The sequence below is a fragment of the Bacillus sp. SH5-2 genome (assembly GCF_008368905.1).
GTDB lineage: Bacteria > Bacillota > Bacilli > Bacillales > Bacillaceae_G > Bacillus_A > Bacillus_A luti.
Window position 1 is genome coordinate 38,350 of record NZ_QOSD01000002.1, and the last position, 23,352, is coordinate 61,701.

The following is a 23,352-nucleotide window of genomic DNA, read 5'->3' on the forward strand; positions in this document are numbered from 1 at the left end:
AAAATGAAAGATAAAATAAATAAAAACAAAAAGCAAAACATTAAAGATGTAAATACAGAACAAAATGCAATTTATAGCGATCCAAAAGATGCAGCTAATATGCAAACAGTACCGCAGCCGAAGGATTTTGATGAAATTGAATACTAATTATTCGTTCATCGGACTATATGATGAATAAAAAATACATCTTAAGTCCCATCACATGAAAGAAATCTTTTGATATCCTATATACATAAGCATTTGAAAATGTCTTATCTTAACAAAGCTTTCTTGAAATATATCTGTATATAACCTGCAAAAAGACACTTCATTATGGAGTGTCTTTTTGTGTGCATGAACTTAATTTCCATTTTCCGCACAGTATCTTGCATTTTATGATGGTTATACTAACTGTGAAAATTCATGTCAAGATAATAGAAGGGGACAGTTAGTATGAAGCAAACCACTATAAATCCGTTACTAATTGTTTTAGGCACAATCATTGTTCAAATTGGCCTTGGAACAATTTATACATGGAGTTTATTTAATCAACCCCTTGTCAGTAAGTTTGGATGGAACCTTAATGCCGTTGCGATAACTTTCTCCATAACAAGCTTTTCTTTATCATTTTCAACCTTATTTGCGGGAAAGTTACAGAAAAAATTTGGACTTCGTAAACTCATCGCTACTGCAGGGATTGTTCTGGGACTCGGCTTAATACTTAGCTCACAAGTTTCTTCCTTGCCATTACTATATTTATTAGCTGGTGTCGTTGTTGGTTATGCAGATGGAACTGCTTACATTACATCACTATCAAATTTAATTAAATGGTTTCCAAACCGAAAAGGGCTTATTTCTGGTATATCTGTTTCAGCATACGGAATGGGGAGCCTAATCTTTAGATATGTAAACGGGAATCTTATCGACAGCCTTGGTGTATCACAAGCATTTTTATATTGGGGTATTATCGTCTTACTTTTAGTATTAATTGGATCGTTCTTCTTACGTGAAGCAATTGTAAGTAACACAGTAACAGAAACATTACACAATGATTATACGCCGCGTGAAATGATGAGAACGAAACAAGTATATTTCTTGTTTTTCATGCTATTTACGTCGTGTATGGGTGGTCTGTATTTAATTGGTATGGTAAAAGATATTGGGGTACAGCTCGTTGGACTTAGCGCAGCAACTGCTGCTAACGCCGTCGCAATGATTGCAATCTTTAATACAGTAGGTAGAATCATTCTTGGAACGCTATCAGATAAAATTGGTCGAATGAAAATTGTCTCTGCAACGTTTATTATTATTGGATTGTCAGTCTTTACATTAAGTTTCATTCCACTAAATTACGGGATTTATTTCGCTTGTGTAGCTAGCGTAGCCTTTTGCTTTGGTGGTAATATTACAATATTCCCAGCCATTGTTGGAGATTACTTCGGTTTAAAAAACCATAGTACAAATTACGGGATTGTATACCAAGGGTTCGGATTTGGTGCGCTTGCAGGAGCATTCATCGGAGCATTACTTGGTGGATTTAAACCGACCTTTATTATAATTGGTGTTTTAAGCGTTATTTCCTTCATTATTTCGATATTAATTCGTCCACCAAAAGCAGAGAAGAAAAAGGAACTAAAACATTTACATGGGAAAGTAGCGTAATACTAAAAAGAGTCCTAATATAGGGCTCTTTTTTATTACAAAACATTTTGATAACACTTCTGGCTCATTATTTAAAGTAGCTGCGATTACATTAGCTAATGGAGCAGACAATATCTCAATTTATATACCAATGTTCGCTAGTCAAACCTTGGAAGCAAATATCGTTACATTAATTATCTTTTTTTCCATGATAGCAATATGGTGTTTTATTAGCTACACATTGATAAGAGCTCCTATTTTAGCTAAAGTACTTGAGAACAATTGTCATATTATAGTTCCAATTGTTCTAATTGGTTTAGGAATATTCATTCTTTTTCGCAGCGATACAATTGCATTATTTAATTAAAATGTTGAACTAACGGACGCTTTTATTAAAATGGATTGAACAACGTATAAAGCCTTATTACAGATAGGGCTTTTCTTTATTTTAGTGAACTGAAACAGTGACCTACAACTTTTAAGTTAGACAGGAGATTACGATTATTAAATTGAATAGATACCATAAAAGGAGCGTGATAATTAAAATGAAAATAGTAAAACAATGGGTCCAGGAGGATAGTGATTACATAAGAGAAAAAGTAATTGAATATAATCAAAAACATATTTCGGATGAAGAGAAAAAGCCTTCAGAAAAAATTAGTTTTATAGTTAAAAATGAAAAAGAAGAAATAGTAGGTGGAATAACTGCAATTACATTTTGGCACCACGTACATGTTGATTTCCTGTGGGTTTCTGAAGAATATAGACACGAAGGCTATGGAACCAAGTTAATAAAACTTATTGAAGAATTTGCAATTGAAAAAGAGTGCAGGTTAATCAATTTAGATACTTTTAGTTTTCAGGCACCTGATTTTTATAAAAAGTATGGATATAAAGTAATTGGGGTAAGTGAAGACAATCCTAAGGGGCACAATCGATACTATTTAGAAAAAAGGTTATAAAGTATATAGAATCCAAAAATGAATCAATTAGAGCATAAAGAGCGTACGTTGAACAATCAATTTCAAAATACGCTCTTTTTTATTTTGTAATGAAGAACTATCGATTATTAACTTTGCTAAGAGAAGATAAATGAAATACTCAATTAACTTTTTTATATTTTAAAACGATTAAATGGTAGAATGTAACAAAGATAGAAAATTCCCATTATTAGAGGTGGACTTAGATGAAAAAAGTAAATGTTACATATGCACTTTTATACGATAAAACAAACGAAAAGATCTTAATGGTAAAAAACAAAGGGAAGAATGGTTCTTATTACACATTACCAGGCGGCGCAGTTAAATTCGGGGAAACGTTAGAAGAGGCAGTAATTCGAGAAGTGAAAGAAGAAACAGGACTACATATATCTGTAAACGGGATTTGCTCTATCAGCGAAGCCTTTTTCGAGGAAAGAGACCACCATGCCATTTTCTTTAATTTTTCAGGCGAGATAATCGGCGGAGAGACATATATATCCAGGCCAAAAGAAATTGAAGAGATTACTTGGATGGAACTTCATATAGCAGCACCGTATTTACGTATACCAGAACATTTACTAGACATTTTACAAAAGAAAGAAACAGTACCTTACATTTTTAATGGAACAATCATTCATCAATCAACATAAAAATATCATTTCATATAAGGCGGGGGAAAAATGGAGTTTATCGTTAATCATAAACACTTCACTCAAGCACTTTCAGAAGTAAGTAAAGCCATATCGACAAAAGCTTTAATTCCTATCTTATCTGGTATCAAAATAATAGCAGATCAATCTGGAATTACTTTAATTGCAAGTAACTCGAATATTTTCATCGAAAAATTTATACCTAGTTCCATAGATGACGAACAAATTACAACTATTTTAAAAGCAGGAACTATTGTTGTACCTGCAAAATATTTCATTGAAATTATAAAGAAAATGCCAAATGATATAGTAATAAAAAGTAAGAATGAACAAACAATTACTATACAATCAGAAGAAATCACTTTGAACTTAAATGGCTTTCCAGCAGATGAGTATCCTAACGTACCATCAATAGATAATCATGTAGAAATACAAATGGAAACCGAACAATTAATTGAAGCATTTAAACAAACGGCCTTTGCGGTAGCTAAAAATGAATCTAGACCCGTTCTTACCGGAGTACATATCGAGTTGGATCACGGTAAATTAATTTGCGCTGCAACTGACTCTCATAGACTAGCTATACGGGAAACGCTAATTTCTACTAATATGAAAGCCAATTGTATTGTACCAAGCGCAACCGTTAATGAGCTTTTAAAATTAATAAACAACAATGTAGAATTCGTTTCTATTTATCTTTCAGAAAGCCATATTATTTTTACATTCGGCACAACTACGTTATATTCAAGACTGATTGAAGGGAAATATCCTAATATATCTAACCTCATTCCAAATGAATTTCAAACGGTTATTCACATGGATAGAAAAAAGATTTTACAAGGTGTAGATCGTTCAAGTTTATTAGCAAGTGAATGGGCGAATAACAACGTCAACTTAGAAATCATCAATGAATCCACTATTAAAGTTTCTTCTAATGCTTCTCAAATCGGAAAAATATCTGAGACACAACAAATAGATACCATTCGTGGTGAAAAACAATTAAATATATCTTTCGATGGACGATTTATGGTTGATGCTTTAAGAGCAATAAAAGAAGAAACTGTTACTTTAAGTTTTGGTGGTTCTATGAGACCGATATTAATTGAAGCAGGAGAGCAATCTACAGCTATTCATCTTATATCACCAGTGAGAGCTTATTAAGAACGAAGGAAGGAATTACATTATGTACAAGCACACTTTATGTTTTATAAAAAGAAATGAAGAAATACTCATGCTAAATAGAGAATATGACCCTGTAAAAGGATTGTGGAACGGGGTAGGAGGGAAGATAGAACCAGGGGAAACACCGTTAGAAAATGCGATTCGTGAAATAAAAGAAGAAACAAATATAGATGTTAAGCAAGATCAAATTCAATTTAAAGGAATTATTAAGTGGGAGGACTCTTCATACTCTGGTGGCATGTATGTTTATGTCGTAGAATTACCGTATGAATTTACATATGCCACACCTAAAAAAGTATCCGAAGGGATTTTAGATTGGAAAAGTGTGTCCTGGATATTAAGTGACTATAATTACGGTGTAGGAGAGATGTTACCAAAATTATTACCTGAATTCCTACATAATGAATTAATATTAGAACACAATTTTATTTTATCTAATCATAAATTAATAGATTACAGGAATGAAGAATTGGTTAAGCAGGACGGTTCGATAGATTCTATACATAATATATAAACGAAACTGCAATTATAATTTGTAATTGATTTCGAATACTAAACTGAAAATGCTTGAGGAAATAGAATAATTTACGTTATTTGTTACAGAATTTTATGTGAGGCAGATGAAATTATTAAAGTAATAAATTTAAAGAAGAAAAAAATTAAATACATAAAAAAGAGCGAATCTCTAATAAAAAGATTCGCTCTTTTTTATATTTATAATTAAACTTCACGCCACCAAGCTGCTGAGGGATAATCTTTAGATTTTAACGTAATGGATTCACCGATTTGCGGCGTTGTAATATTAACTCCTAAACGTTTTGCTTCTTTCGTAACACGTTCAATAGGATCACTCCATTCATGTAATGCCAATGTAAAAGCACCCCAATGAATCGGAAGTAATAATTCTCCTTTAACGTCAATATGAGCTTGTACCGTCTCTTCTGGCAACATATGAATAGCAGACCATCGTGTATCATATTGCCCACATTCCATTAATGTAAGATCAAATGGACCATACTTATCACCAATTTCCTTAAAGTGAGGCGCATATCCGCTATCACCACTAAAGAAGATTTTTGTTTCTTGACCGAGAATAAGCCATGAACACCATAACGAACAATCTCTATCTGTCATACTTCGTCCAGAGAAATGTCTTGCAGGAGCACAAACTAACTTAATATTATCAAACGTAATTTCATCCCACCAATTATGTTCACTAATTTTACTAGGTGAAACACCCCATTTAATAAGATATTGTGCAACTCCAGTCGGAACATAGAAATGCTTTGCACGATCTTTTAATTGCATAATACTTTTATAATTTAAATGATCATAGTGATTATGAGAAATGATAATCGCATCAATTTCTTGAAGATCTTCACGTTCTAAAGAAAACGTACCACTATAACGTTTACTATTAAAGACTGGGAATGGGGAAGAAGCATCTCCAAGCATAGGATCTAATAACAGTTTTTTACCTTCTATTTTTAAAAGAGACGCAGAATGACCAAACCACGTAACGCTCTCTAAAGACCCATTATCTTTATTCGATAAAACAATAGGTAAATTTTTCATAGGACGCAGCTTAGTTTTCATTTTAAAGTAATCAGTCATTAAACCTATAATATCTTTCGGTTTAAAACTTACATCAGTGTGAATTTGATTAATATATTTCTTTTTCATTCGTTCTCCTTTTTACGTTTAACAATATACGTATGTTGTTATTGTAGCTATTTGTAGTGTAAACTATATCATTTTATCTTTCATCTTAAATGAAGTACATTTCATAAATTCGTCAAATTCATTATTCGTATATATAAAATACAAACCATGCAGCAGATAAAATCAATATTAAGTAAATGTAAATTGTTTTAATTGAGTAAATTCATTCTTAAAAGTAACAAAGAACATACGTTTCGTTGTATGTTAAAGAAGAAAATATGTCTCTAATTAGTAAGAGAGAGGAGAGGATGTAAGTGCAAATACAGAGAAAAAAGAATTCAAAATGTAAACTATCAAAACCTGAAATTATTCATCTGTATGCAGAAGGGAAGAGCACCTCAGAAATCGCTATGCTTGCTAATGTGTCTGCTAGGTATATACGTATGGTTTTAACAGACAATAACGTTCCAAGACGCGCTATAGGGAGTTGGAAGAGAAAGTATGACATAACAGAAAATTATTTTAAAACTTGGTCAAATAACATGGCTTATATATTAGGGTTTATAACAGCAGATGGTGTCATACAAAAAGAAAATCAATGCGTCAGTATATCACAAAAAGAAAGTTACATTTTAGAAGATATAAAAAAAGAACTAAAAACAAACCAGCCACTATACCAAAACAAAGAAACAGGTGTATATATGCTAAACATTAATAGCAAAACAATAAAAGACGATCTTATGAACATACATGGAATCATGCCATGTAAATCATTTAACATCGAATTTCCGTGCGTACCAGAAGAGTATTTACATCATTTTGTTCGTGGGTATTTTGATGGGGATGGTTACGCCAATTATGAAACTTATACAGTTAGTTTTGTAGGTGGATCATATAATTTTATGAATTCTTTAAATCAAATACTACAAAATCAAAATTTACCAACCGATTTACTAAATCAAAATAAACATTATCGCGTCATTTTAACCGGTAGAAAATTAATACAACTATTTTCAAATTGGATTTCTAAAGACAAAGATATTTATTTGCGTAGAAAATATGAAGAATTTCAGAAAGAAAGTCTAAGTCTAGATCAATTAAAAGATCGAAAACTAAAAAGAACTCAAGCTGCTGTTAAGCAGAGAAAACAAAATTTTCTTAAGGAATATATGAAAAATAAATGTATTGGTACAGCTTGTTCTAATTTAGAAATAAGCGAATCAACTTTTAAACGTTGGTTAAAACATGATAATCAATTTAAAAAAGACTATGAAAGAATTCATTCATTATAAAAATGCAAGAAACCTTAGTATATCTATGCTAAGGTTTTTAATTTGAGATTATTAGAGGATACTTATTTTCGTTTATAGAACTTAGTAAATACATAGATTTTACAATGAATTTACTAGTAAGGGAGGGGATATGAAATGCCCACTAATAATAGTCCGGAGAATATATTACATACAGCTTATGAAGCAAAAATGATTTCGTCTGGAGATAATTGGCCATCTATAAAAATAAAAGGGACGAAACTTCAATATTTACTTGTAATGCTCCATTTTGATTTTGAGTCAAATGCTATAAAAATGATGCTAAGTTGGACGAATGAGGAATTTGAAGAGCATGTTAATTCATTAGAAGTAGAGGGGCTGTTGAAAAAAACGGGAGGGATATACTATCCAACGTGTATGGTGATAACAGCTTGTGAAGGAAGAAAGCTTTATAACCTTTGTGAACCTCTAATTAAACCAACACTTAAGATCATTGAAAATCATTCAAATCAAATTGAATTTATTTCAAAAAGAATCGACACGTTTAATCATTTATCTAAAGAATCTTATAGTCTTTTATTGTATAGTGGTGTGTTATTAGATTTTGGACAAATAAATTACATTGAAGAAAACTAATTAAAAAAGAAACGACCTTTAAGAAATAAGAAAAGATATTATTATGCGATTCAAGAACAAGAACTAGCAGATAAAGAAGCTTTCGGGATGTATGGTAATACGTATTTAGATTTAGGAGAAGTTCAAATTGGACTTTATGGAAATACTCGATATTCAACTTTAAATTTAATAACAGCAAATAATGAAACAATTGAAGAACATTTTCAAAATACTAATACTGATATTAATTATAAGAAAAAGCAATTAGTAAAAAGTTTCGTAGCAGCAGATAGACAAAAAGACTTACATTTAAACGTAGTTTACGAAAAATTAGGCTTATATCAAAATTCACAACCTGTTATCCCTGTATTTAAATCAACAGACTTATTTATACTTAACGAAATTGCAAACACAATCAGTGAAGATTTAGTCTTATTACTTAAAGAAAACGATAAACCTTTAAAAAAATACTTTGCGAGCAGCAGATACTTACAAGAAATAACTTATGAAGAGTTTTTTATCTGGTGGTATCATTTTTTCTATACAAAAGTAACTAAAGAATTAATAAGAAAAGGTGTAATTATAACTAGTGTTCAAAAAAATCAAACGTACATAATCCATTAAATCTATTGCAAACTTAATTTAACGAACTTTAAATAAAAGCGACTTATATAATTTCACATATGTAGCAGCTAATTGTATGGGGAATATTTAGTAATTTGTAAATAGATGATGAATTAAAATCTAATATATAAAGAAAATGAGATATTAAAAGGGGAGAAAAATCTTGCAAAAGAAATTTATCAATCCAAAAACAATGCCACCAACTTTCGGATATTCACATGTAGTCGAAGTTAGTAATGCTAAACGAACAATTTACATATCTGGACAAGTAGCGATTAACACTGATGGTCAAATAGTCGGCATTGGTGATTTAGCTAAACAGACACGACAAGTTTTCGAAAATATTAAATGTGCATTAGAAACTTCAAATTTAAACTTTAATGATGTAGTAAAATTAACGTTTTTCTTAACAGACATTTCTCAAATGGCCATTGTCAGAGATATTCGAGATCAATACATTGACACTAGGAATCCACCAGCAAGTTCAGCTGTAGAAGTTAGGAAGTTAATTAACGATAACTTATTAATTGAAATCGAAGCGATTGCTGTAGCAAACTAATTTCAAAAACGCATTCGCAATCATATCAATACAATTCGTTTAATGCGTTCATTTTAAACGAATTGTATTTTTTATTGTATTAAATATAATTTATATCTAGAGACCTTATAATCAACAACAAATAACCACACAATCCATCACACAGGATTAATTCCAAAGAATAGGGGGAGCATACAATCCAAACTAACATTTAATAAGTTTATTATTTTTAACCAGTTAACATAATATATATTATAGGTAGTTATAGAAACAAAGCAATCTCAGGTATCAAAAACCAAGTAAACTATACTTAATGAGACGAAACAGAGATTTTTAGTGAGATGTGCATAAAATCTTATCTAAACGGATTTCTAAACTTTTTATCGTTTATTTTGCTATAAATCCATCACAGCAATTCTCAATCAATAATTGCTTAAGAATTAACGAATCCAAATCATTTTTAATCGGCAAGAAATTTTTATTCGGAAAAATTATTTCTATACAAAATATAAATTAATAATTTTATTTTATGTTTTCCTTAATGAATTTATTGCTATGTACACACGTTTTACAACTTTATTTTATTTGTTGTTATTTCTATTATTTACGCTTGACTTTTAATGCACTCATTGTTCTACACTCTAGTTAACATAACGTTTATTTTTAACACAAAAAATCTCCCTTACCTTCAGGAAGATTTTTTAGCTTGCTGGTATTTTATTGATAACTTTTTAGTAACAATCCCAATTGTAAATAACACTGGAAAAATCTAGATTTAACAAATCGTCTTTTTTTATAAAGAAATTAGCAACACCAGAATCGCCCCACATAATATTTAATGAATCGTCTGTATCAATTTGCAGCAATAACACATCATGCTGTTTGTATTTTTCTTCCCATTCTCTTGGATCTGTCTGTGTAAAAAATGGATAACCACCAATTTTATGCCCTTGATCTTCGCATAAATCATCATATAGTTCGCCTAATTCTGTATTGTTTTCTTTATCAACGATGGCTTCCCAATCAATATCCTCACAAAAAATCTTTTCAAATCGATAATCTCTTGATGTTACGGGTTGATGACCCAATTCAAACTGTAGTTTCGCTGCTTCAGGTATGATAAAATCCTCTAATTCTAAAATGTTTAAATAACTAAAATCAGTAATAACCTTATTTAAATCTTCTATAATTGTAGAATGATAAATAATTCGAAAGTCTTTTTGGATTGTTGGATGATCAAAATCTGCTCCATAAAGCTCATCATCAGCACTTACGAAAAACTGTAACATTCCCTTTTGAGGCATATATTCAACATGCGGAATTTCTTCAAAGTTTAGCTGTGCAAGTAACATCATAGGTTGTCCATTTGAATCTTTAGGATGCTCTTGATCTATAGGTAAATACGGATAACCACCAAACTTACTTTCAAAAAGAGTTGTCTCTGCTAATGTTCCAGACACTTTAATATACGGTTTTACACTTTCTTCTAAAATACTACGATACTGCTCTAGTTCTTTCGGAATTTGAAGTTGATACGTATTCTTCATCACAATTGCCTCCCTTTAATAATGAATTGAAAATGCCTTACTTAATTATATAGCAAGAGATGGCTGCATTGAAAATTGTTAAAAGTCCGTTTTTACCCTCGTTTTTTGCGCACTTGGTGGACAAAGTAGATTATGTTCTAAAACCTTTTTATTAATAGTTTGAATTAGATTCGCTGCTTCTGCCGTTTTTGTATGTTCTTTTAGTTTTTCTTTTAAATTATCAATTTCCTTTGAAAGCTCAATCCATCTAGGTAACACATGATTATTCTTTAACGTTCTATACAATTGCTTTTCGGGATTGTACGAAAGATCTTTATCAAGATTAAGAGGTTTCCCTTTACCAGGTAAATTATCAAATGACCCTTTCTTTTCTGCCTCTTTAACGATAGAACTGATATGATCCTCATACGTATAGGACCAAACTTTCTCATCTTTTACTAAAATCTCTTGCTTTTTTAGTTTTTTATCTAGTTCTTCGTGATTCATAGATTCCCTCTCCTTTTTATTTTTTAGTGTCGTTTTTGTAAATTTCAATGCCTTTAATCCATCGAATAACTTTTCTCGCCACCACACGCTGTCATGACCGCCTCGAAACTCTTCATAAGTGGTTTGGTATTTATTTTGTTTGAAAGCTCTGTACAGGCGTCTATTAACTGTTAAAAGAGGTTCGTTTTCAAGTTCTCCTACTGCTATGTAAAAACAAAGATGAGTCGCATCAGAATCTATTGATGAAATTTGATTTTCAATCCAAGGAATTGTATTTTCATAATTATCCTTTTTTCAATGTACAGATCCAGACATTGACAACACATTTCCGAAAATATGTGGATTTAGAAGTGCTGCATAAAAAGCTGCTAAGCCACCAAGACTGAAACCTGCAATTGTTGTATGTTTCGCTTCTTGATATACGTGATACTTAGCTTGAATCCAAGGAATTAATTCCACTGTTAGAAATGTATTCATTTTATCGTTATAGGTTAACTCTGCTAGTCGATCAACAGGATCTATAGCAACAGCAATACAAGACGGGATTTCTTTTTCGTAAATTAAATAATTAAGTGTTTTTGCGATTGAAAGGTTATTAATGAATGAATTCCCATCAAATACAATGAGAAGTTCATGAGGATGGGAACTATGAGAATAATTATGAGGTGTATAAATATGGATTTTACGTGTATTATTTAAAATTGAACTATAGAATGAATAAGTCTCAATCTCTCCAGATGGATATTGGTTTAAACTGAATCGACTATCATATTGCATTTCTATACCCATTTTTAATACAGATGTTTTATTGGCGCTATCTCCAAATGTATTTCCATTAAATTGGTCTAGTTCGTACTGCTCACTACGTTTTATCCAATCATTTTCAAAAAAATCATTCACTGAAAAATAGTAAGTTGAAATAAATGTCTTATCCGTTCTAAACGTTTTAAACCAAATATCTGTATGTAGCAACTGTTGCAATTGATTTACAGACAGATCCCAACCAGGAAAAACACCGAATACATAAACGTTTTCAGTATTTTGATTCCCTAACCATATATACGTGATAAGCTTATACTGATCATCTTCTGGACATTGTTCTATTAGTGGCGTATTATTTGACTTTATTTCATACAAAAAAGTATTAAAAGCTTTCTCGTTTCCATTTTTTAATTGACTATTAAGTTCCTCTAACTTAGGACTTATTATTGAGTGCACTCCTCTTCCCTCCTTCGTAATACTCTATATGTACTTCTTTTTTATCATAAGAATTCCTATATAAACAAGTTGTTACTATTGTATATTTTGTGAACAAGAAAACGCACAAGTAATGTAACCTGTACGTTTTTGCTTTTATTCAGTAAGGTAATAAAGTAATAGTTTTCGGGTCTTCTCATAATTCATGAAATCTCTATACAAAATGGGATACTTAACAATTTCTGTTTCTAGAAAACGATATTGCGGAAACCACTCAAAAAAACGATTTCTTTAACCACTTGATTTGCTGAAACATAATGTTCTGTTCGTCTCCATTTAGTACAGAACTTAAAGTTGCTGCTGTATGCATCCAATAATGATTAAAATCAACGTTTATACAGTCATCTTCGGTACATTTACTTTTTAAGTTTCGCTGCAATTTTGCTGTAGCACTATAAGGAAACGGTTTATGAAGTGGACTATGCATGTTCTGCAATTCCTTAAAAATAATTTGTTTTCCTAACTTCAAATTTCCACCCCTTTATTTCTCTATCCAATTTAATAAGTTTTCATAATGATATTGAGCATCTGTATACCCAAGATTATATAAATTAACGAGTTTTTCTTTATTTCTCTCTATACCGCTTATAGGAAGTTGTACACTTGGTTGAATGACATAAAAGTTGTCTTTTTGTTCTATTTGATTCATATAAGATATCGTCTCATTATAAAAACGATAATGTTCTACTAAAGATTCTGCGATATTCGGATATTTTCTATATAAAATTTTAGCCAGTCCAGAAAATTTATTCCGCTGCTTTTCGTATCCTTCTGGTTTTGTCATGATAACGACATTCTTTTCATAACCATCACTTTGAGCTTTTAGAACTGGAATAGGATCTATAATTCCTCCATCTAACAACTTTCGATTATCGTATTCTACAGCAGGTGCTATAAACGGTACAGAGCTTGAGGCACGAATGATTTTTAAAATATCATTTCCGTGTTCTGTTTTATTATAATAAATAGCCTGTCCTGATTCGCAATCAGTCGTCCCTATGACAAACTGTTCATTTGAGTTTAAGAAAGTTTGAAAATCAAATGGTACAATTTTATTAGGTACTTCATCAAATAAAAAATCCATTCCGAATAATTCACGTTTTCGAATCAAATTTCGATAAGATATATAACGGTGATCTGCTACTAGCTCTGTATTTACTTTTTTATTTCTTCCTTTTTGACGTGATAAATAAGTTGCTCCCATACAGGCTCCAGCCGATACGCCGACTACATAGGGAAAGAATAAGTTCTTTTCCATAAAATATTCGAGTACGCCTGCAGTATACAAACCTTTCATTCCTCCGCCCTCTAATACTAAACCGGTATTCTTCATGTTATATCCCTCTGCTTCATTTTTCTTATTTTTATATTAGCACAAGATTTTAAGATGAGGTTATATAAACTAATTGCAACAATAACCAAAAACTACTAAAGTAATGTCATAATCTCTAAGTTAGTAACATGGTACAATATAAGTAACTCATTCCATAGATATTAAAGGAGGAATTTCATATGGGTTTATTTAGTGGTATTTTAGGAAACGCATCAAACGCGAGTGCAGAGAGCGTTGAACGTGATTTAGAGAAGATTATGTTAGATGATGAGAAAGTTGAGCATGCTTATAAATTAATTCGTGATTTAATCGTATTTACAAATCGTCGTCTTATTTTAGTAGATAAACAAGGAATATCAGGTAAAAAAACAGAGTATCATTCTATTCCTTATAAAAGCATTACACAATTCAGCATTGAAACGGCTGGACATTTTGATTTAGATGCTGAACTTAAAATTTGGGTATCTAGTTTGAGCACGCCAATTACGAAAGAATTTAAAGGTGACGATAGTGTTTTAAGCATTCAAAAAGCATTGGTAACATATACGACGAAATAGTTAATTTGTGCATGTTTATTCATTTGTAAAATTACTAACCCGATTATTTTGGAATAATATACATTAATTTTGTATATTTAATCTAAAATAACATAAAAAGGTAAAGCGTATTTCAAATGCTTTACCTTTCTTTTTTGTAAAAAACAAGTGTAGTTTTATCATTTAATTTCTTTATTACTTCTGTTCTTTTATACCCCATTTTTTCGTATAGAAAACAATTTCTTTCTTCTTCTAAAATTGTAGCAAGTTCAAAACTCCGTGCTTCTGGAAACATCTCTTCAATTAAAATAAGTACCTTCTGAGAGATTCCTTTCCCTTGATAGATTGGATGAATAAACATTGGACTAATACAAAATTTATAAGGTAGCTCTTTTTTGGATATACATATCGCTCCAACAAGTTTCGAATCTATTATCATCTTATAAAAATTACTGCTGGGATTATTTATCCTTAAAATAGTTTTTTCAATAGATTCATTTGCTGGATTTGTTTCATAGTCTTTATATTTATTTAATAAAGGGCTAAATGAGTCTATTTGCATTTGAAATAAAACTGCTGCATCACTTTCTGTCGCCTTCTCTAATGTAATCTCCATGTTACCAATTAAGTCGCTTTCTTAACGAGGTAATATGAGCTGTATGATGGCGACCATGCCATGCGTATAGTCCAATTGCAGCAGCAAGTTTTGTTTCGCCAGTCTCTGGATGGTTAAATGTCTTTTCTAGATCTTCAAGTTCTAGAGAATATAAAAGGTTAACCCATCTTTTATGTAATGACTCTAACATTACTAGTGAAACATCTACTGGTAATTTAGAATCAGGTAATTCTGCCCACTTTTCTTCTTTATATGGTTTAATCGTTGGATTCTTTTCTGTTAGTGCTAATTTAAAACGTATATAGCTATTCATATGGCTATCCACAACGTGATGGACTACTTGCCGAACCGTCCATCCACCAACGCGGTACGGTGTGTCTAACTGTTTCTGATCTAAATCTTTGATTGCCTTCGTTAGTTCATTAGGTAAATCTTCAATTTCTTGAATCCATGTATCAATCATTTCTTCAGTTATAGGACGTTTGTATGTAAATTGCCCAATTGGATAACGTAAATCATTCATGAATAAGTCCCCCTTATAATAAACGCGAAGTATTTCTCCATATATAATGTACAAATTTCACATGTTCTCCATTTAATTCTACAGATGTTGTATCTGCTTCGTTATGATAAGAAGAAAACCCGCTTTTTTCTAATACAATTTGTGATGCGAGATTATTAGTAGTTGTTTTAGCATGAACTTCATTAATTTTATTATTTTTCGCTACGTCTAAAATTAATTTTACAGCTGCTGTTGCGACTCCTTTTTTAGTAAACTTTTCTCCGACTCGATAACCTAACGAACTGATTCGAGTTTCCGAATTTATATCTACTAAATTTATTCGTCCTACAATTTCTTTTTCTTCATTGCGAATTATATAAAAATAAGAATCTCCATCCGCCTGTTCTATTAATAAATCATCTAGTAGTTTTTGGAAATATTCAAAATCAAAATATTGCGAGCCACGATTTGGTACCATTGTTTCAAAAAAAGACTTATTCGTAAGTTCAAACGTAAATAAATCTTTCGCATCGTGTTTCTTTAATTGTTCTATGTATATTTTCATCTCGATTACCCCTTCTATATCTACTAACTGTTATATATTCTTTTTAAATCGATTAATTTCCTGCTATTTCTTTCGCTTCAGTAACACAGCAAGTAGCACTTTTGGATGAAATAGGTGAAATGGACTACGAATTAAATTCATCACTCTTACTAATCGAATATAAACGTCAGAGTCCGTTGCTGATAGTTGATATATTTGTTTCGTATACCATAGCTGAAATTTTTGCTTTATCGTTAATTCTCTTTTTAGCTGAGGATGACGTGATATTTCCGTTGTTGTCATTTCCCAAGGAGTTTGTATGATATGAGCGGTCTCTTTATAAAACTGCTGTGTAAATGCCTTATCAAGCTTTTGTCTCCTTTGTAAAAGCAACTGCAATTGGTGAGCTTCCATAGCCGCAACTGAAACACCTTGACCGAAAACAGGATCAAAACGACAATGTGCATCTCCAACTACTAACAATCTTTCGGGTAGATTATTCACTAAATCAAATCGCCGACGTATTTGATACGGAATTTTGTACGTTTTGATATCTGAAATTGCCTCTGATTTGTTAAGAAAATCTGTAACATTTGAGATTGATAGATTTTCAGCAAAATTATAAAATTCCTCATCTGTTTGTGGTGCTTTCTCATTAGCATATCCACTGAAAGTAACAAAATAACGATTATCCTCAATCGTTTGAATAAGAACACCATACGGATTGTCAGGGAAACTTGGAGACATGAGCATATTACAGCAGTCTAATTTCTCATTTTCTTTAAGTTTAAACATTCTAGTTGCGTAAAATAAATCAATACGCACTTTCTCTTCTCGCACTTCGATATTGTATTCACGTAACCACGATATACTTTTTGAACTAAATCCACTAGCATCAACAACAATATCTGCTTGAATTTCTTCTTGCATGCCTGTCTCTAAACATTTAACTTTTACTCCACGTACTTTGTTAACCTTTCCATCTACTAATAATTCTTCAACCAGTGTCCCAAATTTGCTGGTGATATTTGAAATTTGATGTATTCGTTTTTGAATATGCCATTCAAGCAAAAACCTACTTTGTTGAATCATACGTACTTCTCCTATGAATGGTTGTTTCCATAAACCAAATTGATGCCATTTTAAATCGCGAGTAAAGTTATTTACGATACTACCTGCTTCAATTAGTTCATTAGTGATATTAGGAAACAATTCCTCAATGGCTTTTTCTCCACCTTTTAATAACACATGAGGGTGATTACTTTGTGGAACTCTTTTTCTCGAAGACTTTCCATCCCATCTTTCGCCAGCTTCTAAAATGATTACTTCTTTAAAAGAAGTTGATAATGCTTTTGCTGCGAGCTTTCCTGCCATACTTCCGCCAATAATGATAGCCTTATTAAACATATTTTCCCCCTTAATAAAAAGAGATCCTGCCTTGTATAAATGAAACAGGATCTTAAACTAATTAACTTCTTTATCATTATACTTAAAACACATGAGTAAATTGCAACGTTAAAATTAAAATACCTAATCCCCATACGTAATACGCGAATACTTTTAAGGAGTGATTTTTTAAATATTGAATCATCCATGAAACGGCTATGTAACCAAAGAACGCTGCTGATAACGTTCCGACAATTAAAGATGTACTTGAAATAGATTCTGCTTTCCCTTGAAAAACATCTGCAAATTGCAAAATGATAGCCCCGACAATGGCTGGAGTTGATAATAAAAAAGAAAAGTAAGCAGCAGTTTCACGGTCTAACTTTCTCCATAATGCAGCGACGATTGTCATACCAGAACGAGAAATTGCCGGGAAAATGGCAGCCGCTTGAAATGAACCGATAATAAATGCATCTTTATATGTAATGTCGTCCATTTTTTTACGACCATTCTTTTGTTTATCCGCCATGTAGAGAAAGAATCCCGTCACTAAAAACTCCCAACCAATCGTAATACCTGTTTTTGAAATATCTTCAAAGAAGTCTTTAAATAACAAGCCGATTACAACTGCGGGTATCGTTCCGACAATAAGTAGTAGCATTAGTTTTGAAAATGGATTTTTGATTAAATATATAAATTCTTTTTTGTAATAAATAAACACTGCAAGCAAAGTCCCAATATGCAGCATCGTATCTAAAAACAATCCTGCTTTATCTAATTGAAACAAATGCCTTCCTAAATAAAGATGACCTGTACTACTTATCGGTAAAAACTCTGTTAAACCTTGTATGATCCCTAATATAAAAGCTTCTAACCAATTCATGATGGTCCCCTTTCTTGTTTGCTTGTACCAATATATGAAGGTTAAATTTTCGATATGAAAAAAACTATATTTCTCCAGGAATTTACTTTTAACTATTACTGTGGGTAGGACCTATCCTTGTGTTTGTAGGGTTATGTATGACAAATGTTATTTCTGATATTCCTTTCTTTGAGGGGAAACATAAAATGATTGGAATTGTACTTATATGTATAGGTGTATGCTGTTTTATTGTTGCTAATCATTTGAAAAAAGGAGAAAAATATGAGGACTAATTTAAAACAAAAAACAATCCCAGCATATGTACTAGGATTGTTTTTTGTTACTTATTTATAGAATACTTTATCAACGTTATATTTTGCTTTGTATTCATTAATGATATATGTTTCGTAAATTTCTCTTTCTGTTGGATCTTCTACGACACATGCATCAATGCGGTATACTTCATCACGGTGGTTTTTAATTGGTGAAACATTGTCTTCGAAATGCTTCTTAATACGTTGTCTAATTTTACGAGCTTTACCTACGAAAAGAAGTTCGTCATTAATATTGTAAAACATAAAAATGCCGCCTTTATCTCTAGGGAACAAGTGGAAATCGATAAAGCCATTAATTGGAGTGATTATTGGCTCGTCTCCCTTAATAACTTGTTTACGTTCAGTAATTGAAACATCAGCTTCAGGAATATTAATTTTAATCAAGTTCATTCACGTCCTCTTTTATTATAAAGATAAATAATAGCATACATATGTAAGAAAAGCTACGTTCATAGGCATATTTCATTTTATAATTCAAATATTATGGGTGTATCATGTAAACTTTTCTTCCAAATCATATGATCACTTGATTCTCCCCAATAATCCTTCAGTACATAACTAGGCTCTCCAAACTTGTTCGTCCATATACTTTGCGCTTTTTTGTATCCACTATCTAAACAGTATTCTGTTATTCCTCTGCTAAGTAACGTAAGAAACATTGTATTTAGTAGTAAACTCCCTATCCCCTTTCTTTGATACTCTGGAAGTATAAATACAGTTCCTATTTCATACAAATCCTTAAGTACACCACCTGTACAACTATTAATCAATGTACTTGCTGGACCAACTTCAATTGTTCCAATGATTTTATCGTTATTTGTATCAATTGCTAATAAAAAGTAACGTTTTTCTCCATTACTATCAAAATCTGTTTTCAAATATTGCTTTTTCATGTTAATTTCATTTTCTATGTCATCCAATAGTTGTGACAATCCTTCGTCTTTATATGTATTCGTAATAACTATACGGAAAAATAAGTGAAGTTCCTCTAAATCATCCGAATTCGGTCTCCTAATTGCAACGTTATACATGATTTAAATCTCCATTCTATACAATTGTTAAAACCATACTTTATATAATCTATTCAACAATATTCTACAAAGCCCTGCATAGATCCAGCAGTATAGAAAGCTTAGTATAAATATTGATAAAATAATTTTTATATTCATAGTTGTATGAATAGCAGGACCAAGTACGGGAAAACGGAAAATATCTAGAACAATCATAATTCCTATAAGTAGACAAATCGCAGAAAAGGAAACTACCCAAATTCTCCTCTTGAATTGTATAAAGGAAAGTCCTAAAGCTATACCTAATAAGCCTGTAGTAAAGGGAAATACAATTAGTTCACTTGGCTCAATAATAAATAATAGGAGAATAGTAAGAAGATAAGAAAGTACTCCCTCGCGAGTAGAGTAGCAAATAGCCAAAAAAATTGGTAATGTCGCAAATGGGCTAATAAATAACCCTATACCAGGAATTAAGTTACCTGCTGCTTGAAACATGGTGGCCAAAGCACTCATTAAAGCTGTAATGACTAGCTTATTTGCGAGGGCCAAATTTCCTTTAGGTACAAAGTTCCCATCATTCTCTATCATAAGTTGACACCAATAACGTACAAACCGATTCATCAAAATACCCCCTAAAGATATCTAATTCATCAATTTCTATATTATTCATACACTAGTGGTTTATGAGCTGCTTTCTACTTGTTATGAGTTACTAAACAATAAAAGACTTTTAGGGGGGGAAATTGTGTGTTTTGAAACAAATTGAATTCCTTGTATTATTAAACTGCGAGTGTATATCGTATTAAGGGATAATTTCAAAAATGGTACCTTTGTTAAAATCAGTTACTTTCATAGAACCGTAAACCCCTAAATATAACCTAGTTTGATCCAAATTTGTTCCTAAACTCATATAATAAGCTGCTTGCGTACCAAAATCATAATTGGTTTCAATAACATGAAAGTCAGTATGTTTACCGTCTGTACCAGCTCTAGTATATGCTAAAAAACCTTTAACTGGCGGCCGAGACTCTTCTTTCTTAGCAAGATCAGTAAATACAACGCTACCGTTTAAATTTGGGATTGTAGTTCCCATATATGGCTGAACTCCTGTAAGTGAAGTTCCTCCAAACTTATCTGGTCTGGGGTCTTTATGAAAATAACTAATTAGTGGCTGAATACGCTTTGCGGATAATTCTATTGTTTCATTATAATAAGCCATTGTTCTCTCATCCAAAGCAGGATTATCAGAACAGTGCCTTATAAAAGAAGTAGGTAATGCCCCTTCCCATCCCCGCCAACCAAAATTAATAAACCCATCTTGATTGGGAGAGAGTCTCATTACATGCATTTTAACAAGTTCGGTAACCGGTATCGGTTTATATTGAACAAAAGAAAAAATAGACTCCACAATATCCTGTCCGACATTACCTGCATATTTAATATATTGATTATAAAACCTTTGGAATGAAATACCGGTTATATTACGAATACCTTTCGCAATTACTGTAAGTGTTTCTTGTATAGATAAAGGAAGTTCATTAAAGCGCGAAACTACTGGAGGATTATTTATGACTGTATCTCTACTTACATCGATTTCAATTATTTTACCCGCTATTTCTAAATCATCTTGGCTTAAATTAAAAGGATCATAACCCGAACCACCATCTCCATTTGTAAAAACAAGTTTTTCCGTTTCAGGAGAAAAATTTAAAGTATTTACGCCATTATGATTAAAAAATGGGCGTTTTATATTAAGTAATGTTCTGCGTTTTTGAGGTTGACCGTTTGATTGTAATATCCATTCTTCAACTGTATCAATATGGTCATATTGAGTATTTCTATTTACCCACTTTAAGTTTAAAGTTTTCGGATCACAAGGATTCGGTTTAAATTGTTCAGAAAGTGTACCAGGTCCTTGAGTTCCAGCAACTGAATAATGAAGATAAAATAACCCGTTTTGATAAAATCGCGGATGAAATGCTAGTCCAAGCAATCCCCGTTCATCATAGCCGCTACTAGAAACGCCTTCTTCAGATGTGCCTAATGTAATAATCCGTTGACGAATATTTAAAAATGTTTTTATGACTCCGTCTCCTATGTAGAAAATCTCCCCTAATTGGGTTGTAATAAATAGTCTTTCAGCCGACTCACCTGGAAGAATAGTTGTTTTTATTACAGTAGGTAAATTTATGTTATGAACAATGGGTCGTAAACTAACTTTAACTTTTGTCAATTAACTTTACACCCCTTTTTATTCTTTTTAATAGAAGAGTATGATTAGAGTGAACTTATTAGTATCAAACAAGTTGAATTCCTTTTTATTACAATTTTGTATATAATATAATTATAAATAAACTAGGGGGTCTACTTATGACACTTTTACTACAAATCATCTTACCACTAATATTTGCACTATATTTATTTACCCTCCATCGTAATACGACTATTGGAAAAGCCGCTTTTCTTTTAGCAGTCATTATTGGGATTTTTGGTTTAGAGAACATTTTTCAACATGCTAATCTAACAGATCATGCTATTTATCCATATTGGGGCAGTTTGAAGGCTGTTGTTATCGTTTTATCAGTCGTATTTCTATTTAAAAAAGGTGGTTTAACAGGAGAATATTGATTTATAATGCTGTACATATTTTCTTAGTAGACTGCTTTTATTTTATAAAAAAAGAAATGTTTATGTAAAAACACGAAGGGATGTGTTACATATGTCTATAAATATTATTTCTATAGTTTCTATAATAATATGGATTGTGTTGATTACAGAACTTATAAAATCTTCAAATGAACAGAATGGACGAAAAATAGTAATGTTATTAACTGCTGGTTCCGCATCAACACTTATTTTGACGGTTTCATTGATTCAAAATATCTCGTTTTGGAATTGATAGTGATATAACTAACAAAAATATGTATACATAAAAAAGATTAGGACCGTACATATTAGACATATCTAAAGTGTACGGTCCTTTTGTTTACTAGTGGTTCACTTATCTAACCTAAAGATAAGTATGCTATCCTTTTACAATTTGAATTTCTTTTTAATTTTCTTATATTTTCTATACGAATGTCTAACAATATTTAACATGAAATACGGTATTCTAACAGGGAAAGGCAATTTATAAATGAAAGGCAAATAAAATGTAAAATATGCCTTTTCTAGGTCTCTCCACTTACTATCTTCTTTTGTTTTTAAGAAATCAGATACATCGACTACATATCCCCTTCCTTTTTCCATCATCACATTTTTCCCGTGAACATCACAAGGAGTTAATCCTTGCTTCCTTGCATACTCTAAAGCTTCATTGATATCAAGGATCACCTGCTTAGGAATTTTAATCCCCTTATGAATAGCATCGTATAAGGTAATTTCTTTTAAACGTTTTAATACTATGAAATTTTCCCCTTTATATATAAGCTTCGAATAAGAAGGATGATTTCCGATTCTTCGGTATACTTCTGACTCTTTTTCAATTCCTTCTCCTTCTCGCGCGTAAACTTTCACGACCCAATCTTTGTACTTTCTGTGCATGAATACTGCGGCATAGTTACCTTTCCCTAAACACTTCCAAAGTCTAGGAATATCTTTAACTACTACTGGATCGAATTCATCCTCACTTCTTATGCTTACCTCTTTTAATAATTCGTCCTTTATTAATTCCACAAAACTATTTATACTCATCATTTCCACTCCGGTTTTGCTAAAAGGGGTCCCACCCACATTTTAACGAAATATACACTAAGCGAATTTTAGCATAAAACGAGTCATCTTTCTTCTTAAAAAT

Annotated in this window: 26 protein-coding genes and 4 pseudogenes; 14 read left to right on the top strand and 16 right to left on the bottom strand. The window is 31.6% G+C overall.

The annotated features are described in order from the left end of the window. Positions 1-3: 3 nt before the first annotated feature. The 7 genes and pseudogenes from DN410_RS27780 to DN410_RS01885 all read left to right on the top strand — a co-directional run bounded on the left by DN410_RS27780 (position 4) and on the right by DN410_RS01885 (position 4,946). Positions 4-147, top strand: a complete 144-nt coding sequence (locus DN410_RS27780) for a hypothetical protein (RefSeq protein WP_000653324.1) — start codon at positions 4-6, stop codon at positions 145-147. A 285-nt stretch (positions 148-432) separates the two neighbouring features. Next, on the top strand, positions 433-1,641 hold the full coding sequence (locus DN410_RS01860; RefSeq protein ID WP_149175086.1) for an L-lactate MFS transporter: 1,209 nt from the start codon (positions 433-435) through the stop codon (positions 1,639-1,641). Between the two features lie 49 nt (positions 1,642-1,690). Then, positions 1,691-1,987: pseudogene (locus DN410_RS01865) on the top strand (cadmium resistance transporter); the annotation flags it as partial. 178 nt (positions 1,988-2,165) lie between these two features. Continuing rightward, positions 2,166-2,582 carry a GNAT family N-acetyltransferase gene (locus DN410_RS01870; protein ID WP_149175087.1) on the top strand — a complete coding sequence of 139 codons (417 nt, stop codon included), beginning with the start codon at positions 2,166-2,168 and terminating at the stop codon, positions 2,580-2,582. A 224-nt stretch (positions 2,583-2,806) separates the two neighbouring features. Then, positions 2,807-3,250, top strand: coding sequence for an NUDIX hydrolase (locus tag DN410_RS01875; protein ID WP_149175088.1), 444 nt, complete (start codon positions 2,807-2,809; stop codon positions 3,248-3,250). 30 nt (positions 3,251-3,280) lie between these two features. Then, positions 3,281-4,411: a DNA polymerase III subunit beta gene (gene dnaN / locus DN410_RS01880; protein ID WP_149175089.1), complete on the top strand. Its 1,131-nt coding sequence runs from the start codon at positions 3,281-3,283 to the stop codon at positions 4,409-4,411. Between the two features lie 22 nt (positions 4,412-4,433). Then, complete coding sequence (locus DN410_RS01885; protein ID WP_149175090.1) at positions 4,434-4,946, top strand: NUDIX hydrolase; 513 nt, start codon at positions 4,434-4,436, stop codon at positions 4,944-4,946. 206 nt (positions 4,947-5,152) lie between these two features. Here the strand turns inward: DN410_RS01885 and DN410_RS01890 are convergent, their stop codons facing one another. Beyond that, positions 5,153-6,115 (bottom strand): MBL fold metallo-hydrolase, encoded by a 963-nt coding sequence (locus tag DN410_RS01890; RefSeq protein WP_149175091.1) that lies wholly within the window; start codon positions 6,113-6,115, stop codon positions 5,153-5,155. Between the two features lie 293 nt (positions 6,116-6,408). Here DN410_RS01890 and DN410_RS01895 point away from each other — a divergent pair, with 293 nt between their 5' ends. From DN410_RS01895 to DN410_RS01905, 3 genes and pseudogenes are all read left to right on the top strand, one after another. Beyond that, entirely contained in the window at positions 6,409-7,386 is a 978-nt protein-coding gene (locus DN410_RS01895) for an LAGLIDADG family homing endonuclease (protein WP_149175092.1), read from the top strand. A 135-nt stretch (positions 7,387-7,521) separates the two neighbouring features. Beyond that, positions 7,522-8,604: pseudogene (locus DN410_RS01900) on the top strand (hypothetical protein). A 163-nt stretch (positions 8,605-8,767) separates the two neighbouring features. Next, positions 8,768-9,163 (top strand): RidA family protein, encoded by a 396-nt coding sequence (locus DN410_RS01905; protein ID WP_149175093.1) that lies wholly within the window; start codon positions 8,768-8,770, stop codon positions 9,161-9,163. Positions 9,164-9,873: 710 nt separating this feature from the next. Here the strand turns inward: DN410_RS01905 and DN410_RS01910 are convergent. The 5 genes and pseudogenes from DN410_RS01910 to DN410_RS01925 form a co-directional block, all read right to left on the bottom strand. Further along, on the bottom strand, positions 9,874-10,689 hold the full coding sequence (locus DN410_RS01910) for a YwqG family protein (RefSeq protein WP_149175094.1): 816 nt from the start codon (positions 10,687-10,689) through the stop codon (positions 9,874-9,876). Positions 10,690-10,767: 78 nt separating this feature from the next. Continuing rightward, positions 10,768-11,175, bottom strand: coding sequence for a DnaJ family domain-containing protein (locus tag DN410_RS28245; protein WP_255446637.1), 408 nt, complete (start codon positions 11,173-11,175; stop codon positions 10,768-10,770). Between the two features lie 24 nt (positions 11,176-11,199). Then, a pseudogene (locus DN410_RS01915) lies at positions 11,200-12,393 on the bottom strand (alpha/beta hydrolase); the annotation flags it as partial. A gap of 135 nt (positions 12,394-12,528) precedes the next feature. Further along, positions 12,529-12,901, bottom strand: a pseudogene (locus DN410_RS01920) (YxiJ-like family protein). 12 nt (positions 12,902-12,913) lie between these two features. Beyond that, complete coding sequence (locus tag DN410_RS01925) at positions 12,914-13,765, bottom strand: patatin-like phospholipase family protein (RefSeq protein ID WP_149175095.1); 852 nt, start codon at positions 13,763-13,765, stop codon at positions 12,914-12,916. Between the two features lie 179 nt (positions 13,766-13,944). Here DN410_RS01925 and DN410_RS01930 point away from each other — a divergent pair, with 179 nt between their 5' ends. Then, positions 13,945-14,322, top strand: coding sequence for a PH domain-containing protein (locus DN410_RS01930; RefSeq protein WP_149175096.1), 378 nt, complete (start codon positions 13,945-13,947; stop codon positions 14,320-14,322). A gap of 121 nt (positions 14,323-14,443) precedes the next feature. Here the strand turns inward: DN410_RS01930 and DN410_RS01935 are convergent, their stop codons facing one another. The 5 genes from DN410_RS01935 to DN410_RS01955 form a co-directional block, all read right to left on the bottom strand. After that, positions 14,444-14,917, bottom strand: coding sequence for a GNAT family N-acetyltransferase (locus tag DN410_RS01935; protein WP_149175097.1), 474 nt, complete (start codon positions 14,915-14,917; stop codon positions 14,444-14,446). A gap of 1 nt (position 14,918) precedes the next feature. Further along, entirely contained in the window at positions 14,919-15,440 is a 522-nt protein-coding gene (locus DN410_RS01940; RefSeq protein ID WP_000999077.1) for a YfiT family bacillithiol transferase, read from the bottom strand. A 13-nt stretch (positions 15,441-15,453) separates the two neighbouring features. Then, the gene (locus tag DN410_RS01945) at positions 15,454-15,984 is read right to left on the bottom strand and encodes a GNAT family N-acetyltransferase (RefSeq protein ID WP_149175098.1); all 531 of its coding nucleotides are present in this window, start codon (positions 15,982-15,984) and stop codon (positions 15,454-15,456) included. 63 nt (positions 15,985-16,047) lie between these two features. Continuing rightward, a complete protein-coding gene (locus DN410_RS01950) occupies positions 16,048-17,370 on the bottom strand; it encodes an FAD-dependent oxidoreductase (RefSeq protein ID WP_149175099.1) in 1,323 nt (440 codons plus the stop codon). 82 nt (positions 17,371-17,452) lie between these two features. Continuing rightward, positions 17,453-18,232: an undecaprenyl-diphosphate phosphatase gene (locus DN410_RS01955; protein ID WP_149175100.1), complete on the bottom strand. Its 780-nt coding sequence runs from the start codon at positions 18,230-18,232 to the stop codon at positions 17,453-17,455. A 137-nt stretch (positions 18,233-18,369) separates the two neighbouring features. Here DN410_RS01955 and DN410_RS28250 point away from each other — a divergent pair, with 137 nt between their 5' ends. Further along, positions 18,370-18,504 carry a hypothetical protein gene (locus tag DN410_RS28250; RefSeq protein ID WP_255446633.1) on the top strand — a complete coding sequence of 45 codons (135 nt, stop codon included), beginning with the start codon at positions 18,370-18,372 and terminating at the stop codon, positions 18,502-18,504. A gap of 51 nt (positions 18,505-18,555) precedes the next feature. Here DN410_RS28250 and DN410_RS01960 read toward each other — a convergent pair whose 3' ends face one another. From DN410_RS01960 to DN410_RS01975, 4 genes are all read right to left on the bottom strand, one after another. Further along, entirely contained in the window at positions 18,556-18,936 is a 381-nt protein-coding gene (locus DN410_RS01960) for a nucleotide excision repair endonuclease (RefSeq protein WP_149175101.1), read from the bottom strand. Between the two features lie 77 nt (positions 18,937-19,013). Beyond that, entirely contained in the window at positions 19,014-19,577 is a 564-nt protein-coding gene (locus tag DN410_RS01965; RefSeq protein ID WP_149175102.1) for a GNAT family N-acetyltransferase, read from the bottom strand. Between the two features lie 27 nt (positions 19,578-19,604). Further along, a complete protein-coding gene (locus DN410_RS01970) occupies positions 19,605-20,177 on the bottom strand; it encodes a hypothetical protein (RefSeq protein WP_149175103.1) in 573 nt (190 codons plus the stop codon). A gap of 181 nt (positions 20,178-20,358) precedes the next feature. Further along, positions 20,359-21,789, bottom strand: coding sequence for a PQQ-dependent sugar dehydrogenase (locus tag DN410_RS01975; protein WP_149175104.1), 1,431 nt, complete (start codon positions 21,787-21,789; stop codon positions 20,359-20,361). A gap of 137 nt (positions 21,790-21,926) precedes the next feature. Here DN410_RS01975 and DN410_RS01980 point away from each other — a divergent pair, with 137 nt between their 5' ends. Then, entirely contained in the window at positions 21,927-22,184 is a 258-nt protein-coding gene (locus tag DN410_RS01980) for a hypothetical protein (protein WP_149175105.1), read from the top strand. Between the two features lie 91 nt (positions 22,185-22,275). Next, entirely contained in the window at positions 22,276-22,455 is a 180-nt protein-coding gene (locus tag DN410_RS01985; protein WP_149175106.1) for a hypothetical protein, read from the top strand. 134 nt (positions 22,456-22,589) lie between these two features. Here the strand turns inward: DN410_RS01985 and DN410_RS01990 are convergent, their stop codons facing one another. Next, a complete protein-coding gene (locus tag DN410_RS01990; RefSeq protein WP_149175107.1) occupies positions 22,590-23,249 on the bottom strand; it encodes a protein kinase family protein in 660 nt (219 codons plus the stop codon). Positions 23,250-23,352 lie beyond the last annotated feature (103 nt).

Bases quoted from the DNA above. Each gene is read 5' to 3' on its own strand.
- DN410_RS27780 (WP_000653324.1), top strand. From the start codon at position 4: ATGAAAGATAAAATAAATAAAAACAAAAAGCAAAACATTAAAGATGTA.
- DN410_RS01860 (WP_149175086.1), top strand. From the start codon at position 433: ATGAAGCAAACCACTATAAATCCGTTACTAATTGTTTTAGGCACAATC.
- DN410_RS01870 (WP_149175087.1), top strand. From the start codon at position 2,166: ATGAAAATAGTAAAACAATGGGTCCAGGAGGATAGTGATTACATAAGA.
- DN410_RS01875 (WP_149175088.1), top strand. From the start codon at position 2,807: ATGAAAAAAGTAAATGTTACATATGCACTTTTATACGATAAAACAAAC.
- dnaN (WP_149175089.1), top strand. From the start codon at position 3,281: ATGGAGTTTATCGTTAATCATAAACACTTCACTCAAGCACTTTCAGAA.
- DN410_RS01885 (WP_149175090.1), top strand. From the start codon at position 4,434: ATGTACAAGCACACTTTATGTTTTATAAAAAGAAATGAAGAAATACTC.
- DN410_RS01890 (WP_149175091.1), bottom strand. From the start codon at position 6,115: ATGAAAAAGAAATATATTAATCAAATTCACACTGATGTAAGTTTTAAA.
- DN410_RS01910 (WP_149175094.1), bottom strand. From the start codon at position 10,689: ATGAAGAATACGTATCAACTTCAAATTCCGAAAGAACTAGAGCAGTAT.
- DN410_RS28245 (WP_255446637.1), bottom strand. From the start codon at position 11,175: ATGAATCACGAAGAACTAGATAAAAAACTAAAAAAGCAAGAGATTTTA.
- DN410_RS01925 (WP_149175095.1), bottom strand. From the start codon at position 13,765: ATGAAGAATACCGGTTTAGTATTAGAGGGCGGAGGAATGAAAGGTTTG.
- DN410_RS01930 (WP_149175096.1), top strand. From the start codon at position 13,945: ATGGGTTTATTTAGTGGTATTTTAGGAAACGCATCAAACGCGAGTGCA.
- DN410_RS01935 (WP_149175097.1), bottom strand. From the start codon at position 14,917: ATGGAGATTACATTAGAGAAGGCGACAGAAAGTGATGCAGCAGTTTTA.
- DN410_RS01940 (WP_000999077.1), bottom strand. From the start codon at position 15,440: ATGAATGATTTACGTTATCCAATTGGGCAATTTACATACAAACGTCCT.
- DN410_RS01945 (WP_149175098.1), bottom strand. From the start codon at position 15,984: ATGAAAATATACATAGAACAATTAAAGAAACACGATGCGAAAGATTTA.
- DN410_RS01950 (WP_149175099.1), bottom strand. From the start codon at position 17,370: ATGTTTAATAAGGCTATCATTATTGGCGGAAGTATGGCAGGAAAGCTC.
- DN410_RS01955 (WP_149175100.1), bottom strand. From the start codon at position 18,232: ATGAATTGGTTAGAAGCTTTTATATTAGGGATCATACAAGGTTTAACA.
- DN410_RS28250 (WP_255446633.1), top strand. From the start codon at position 18,370: ATGACAAATGTTATTTCTGATATTCCTTTCTTTGAGGGGAAACATAAA.
- DN410_RS01960 (WP_149175101.1), bottom strand. From the start codon at position 18,936: ATGAACTTGATTAAAATTAATATTCCTGAAGCTGATGTTTCAATTACT.
- DN410_RS01965 (WP_149175102.1), bottom strand. From the start codon at position 19,577: ATGTATAACGTTGCAATTAGGAGACCGAATTCGGATGATTTAGAGGAA.
- DN410_RS01970 (WP_149175103.1), bottom strand. From the start codon at position 20,177: ATGAATCGGTTTGTACGTTATTGGTGTCAACTTATGATAGAGAATGAT.
- DN410_RS01980 (WP_149175105.1), top strand. From the start codon at position 21,927: ATGACACTTTTACTACAAATCATCTTACCACTAATATTTGCACTATAT.
- DN410_RS01985 (WP_149175106.1), top strand. From the start codon at position 22,276: ATGTCTATAAATATTATTTCTATAGTTTCTATAATAATATGGATTGTG.
- DN410_RS01990 (WP_149175107.1), bottom strand. From the start codon at position 23,249: ATGAGTATAAATAGTTTTGTGGAATTAATAAAGGACGAATTATTAAAA.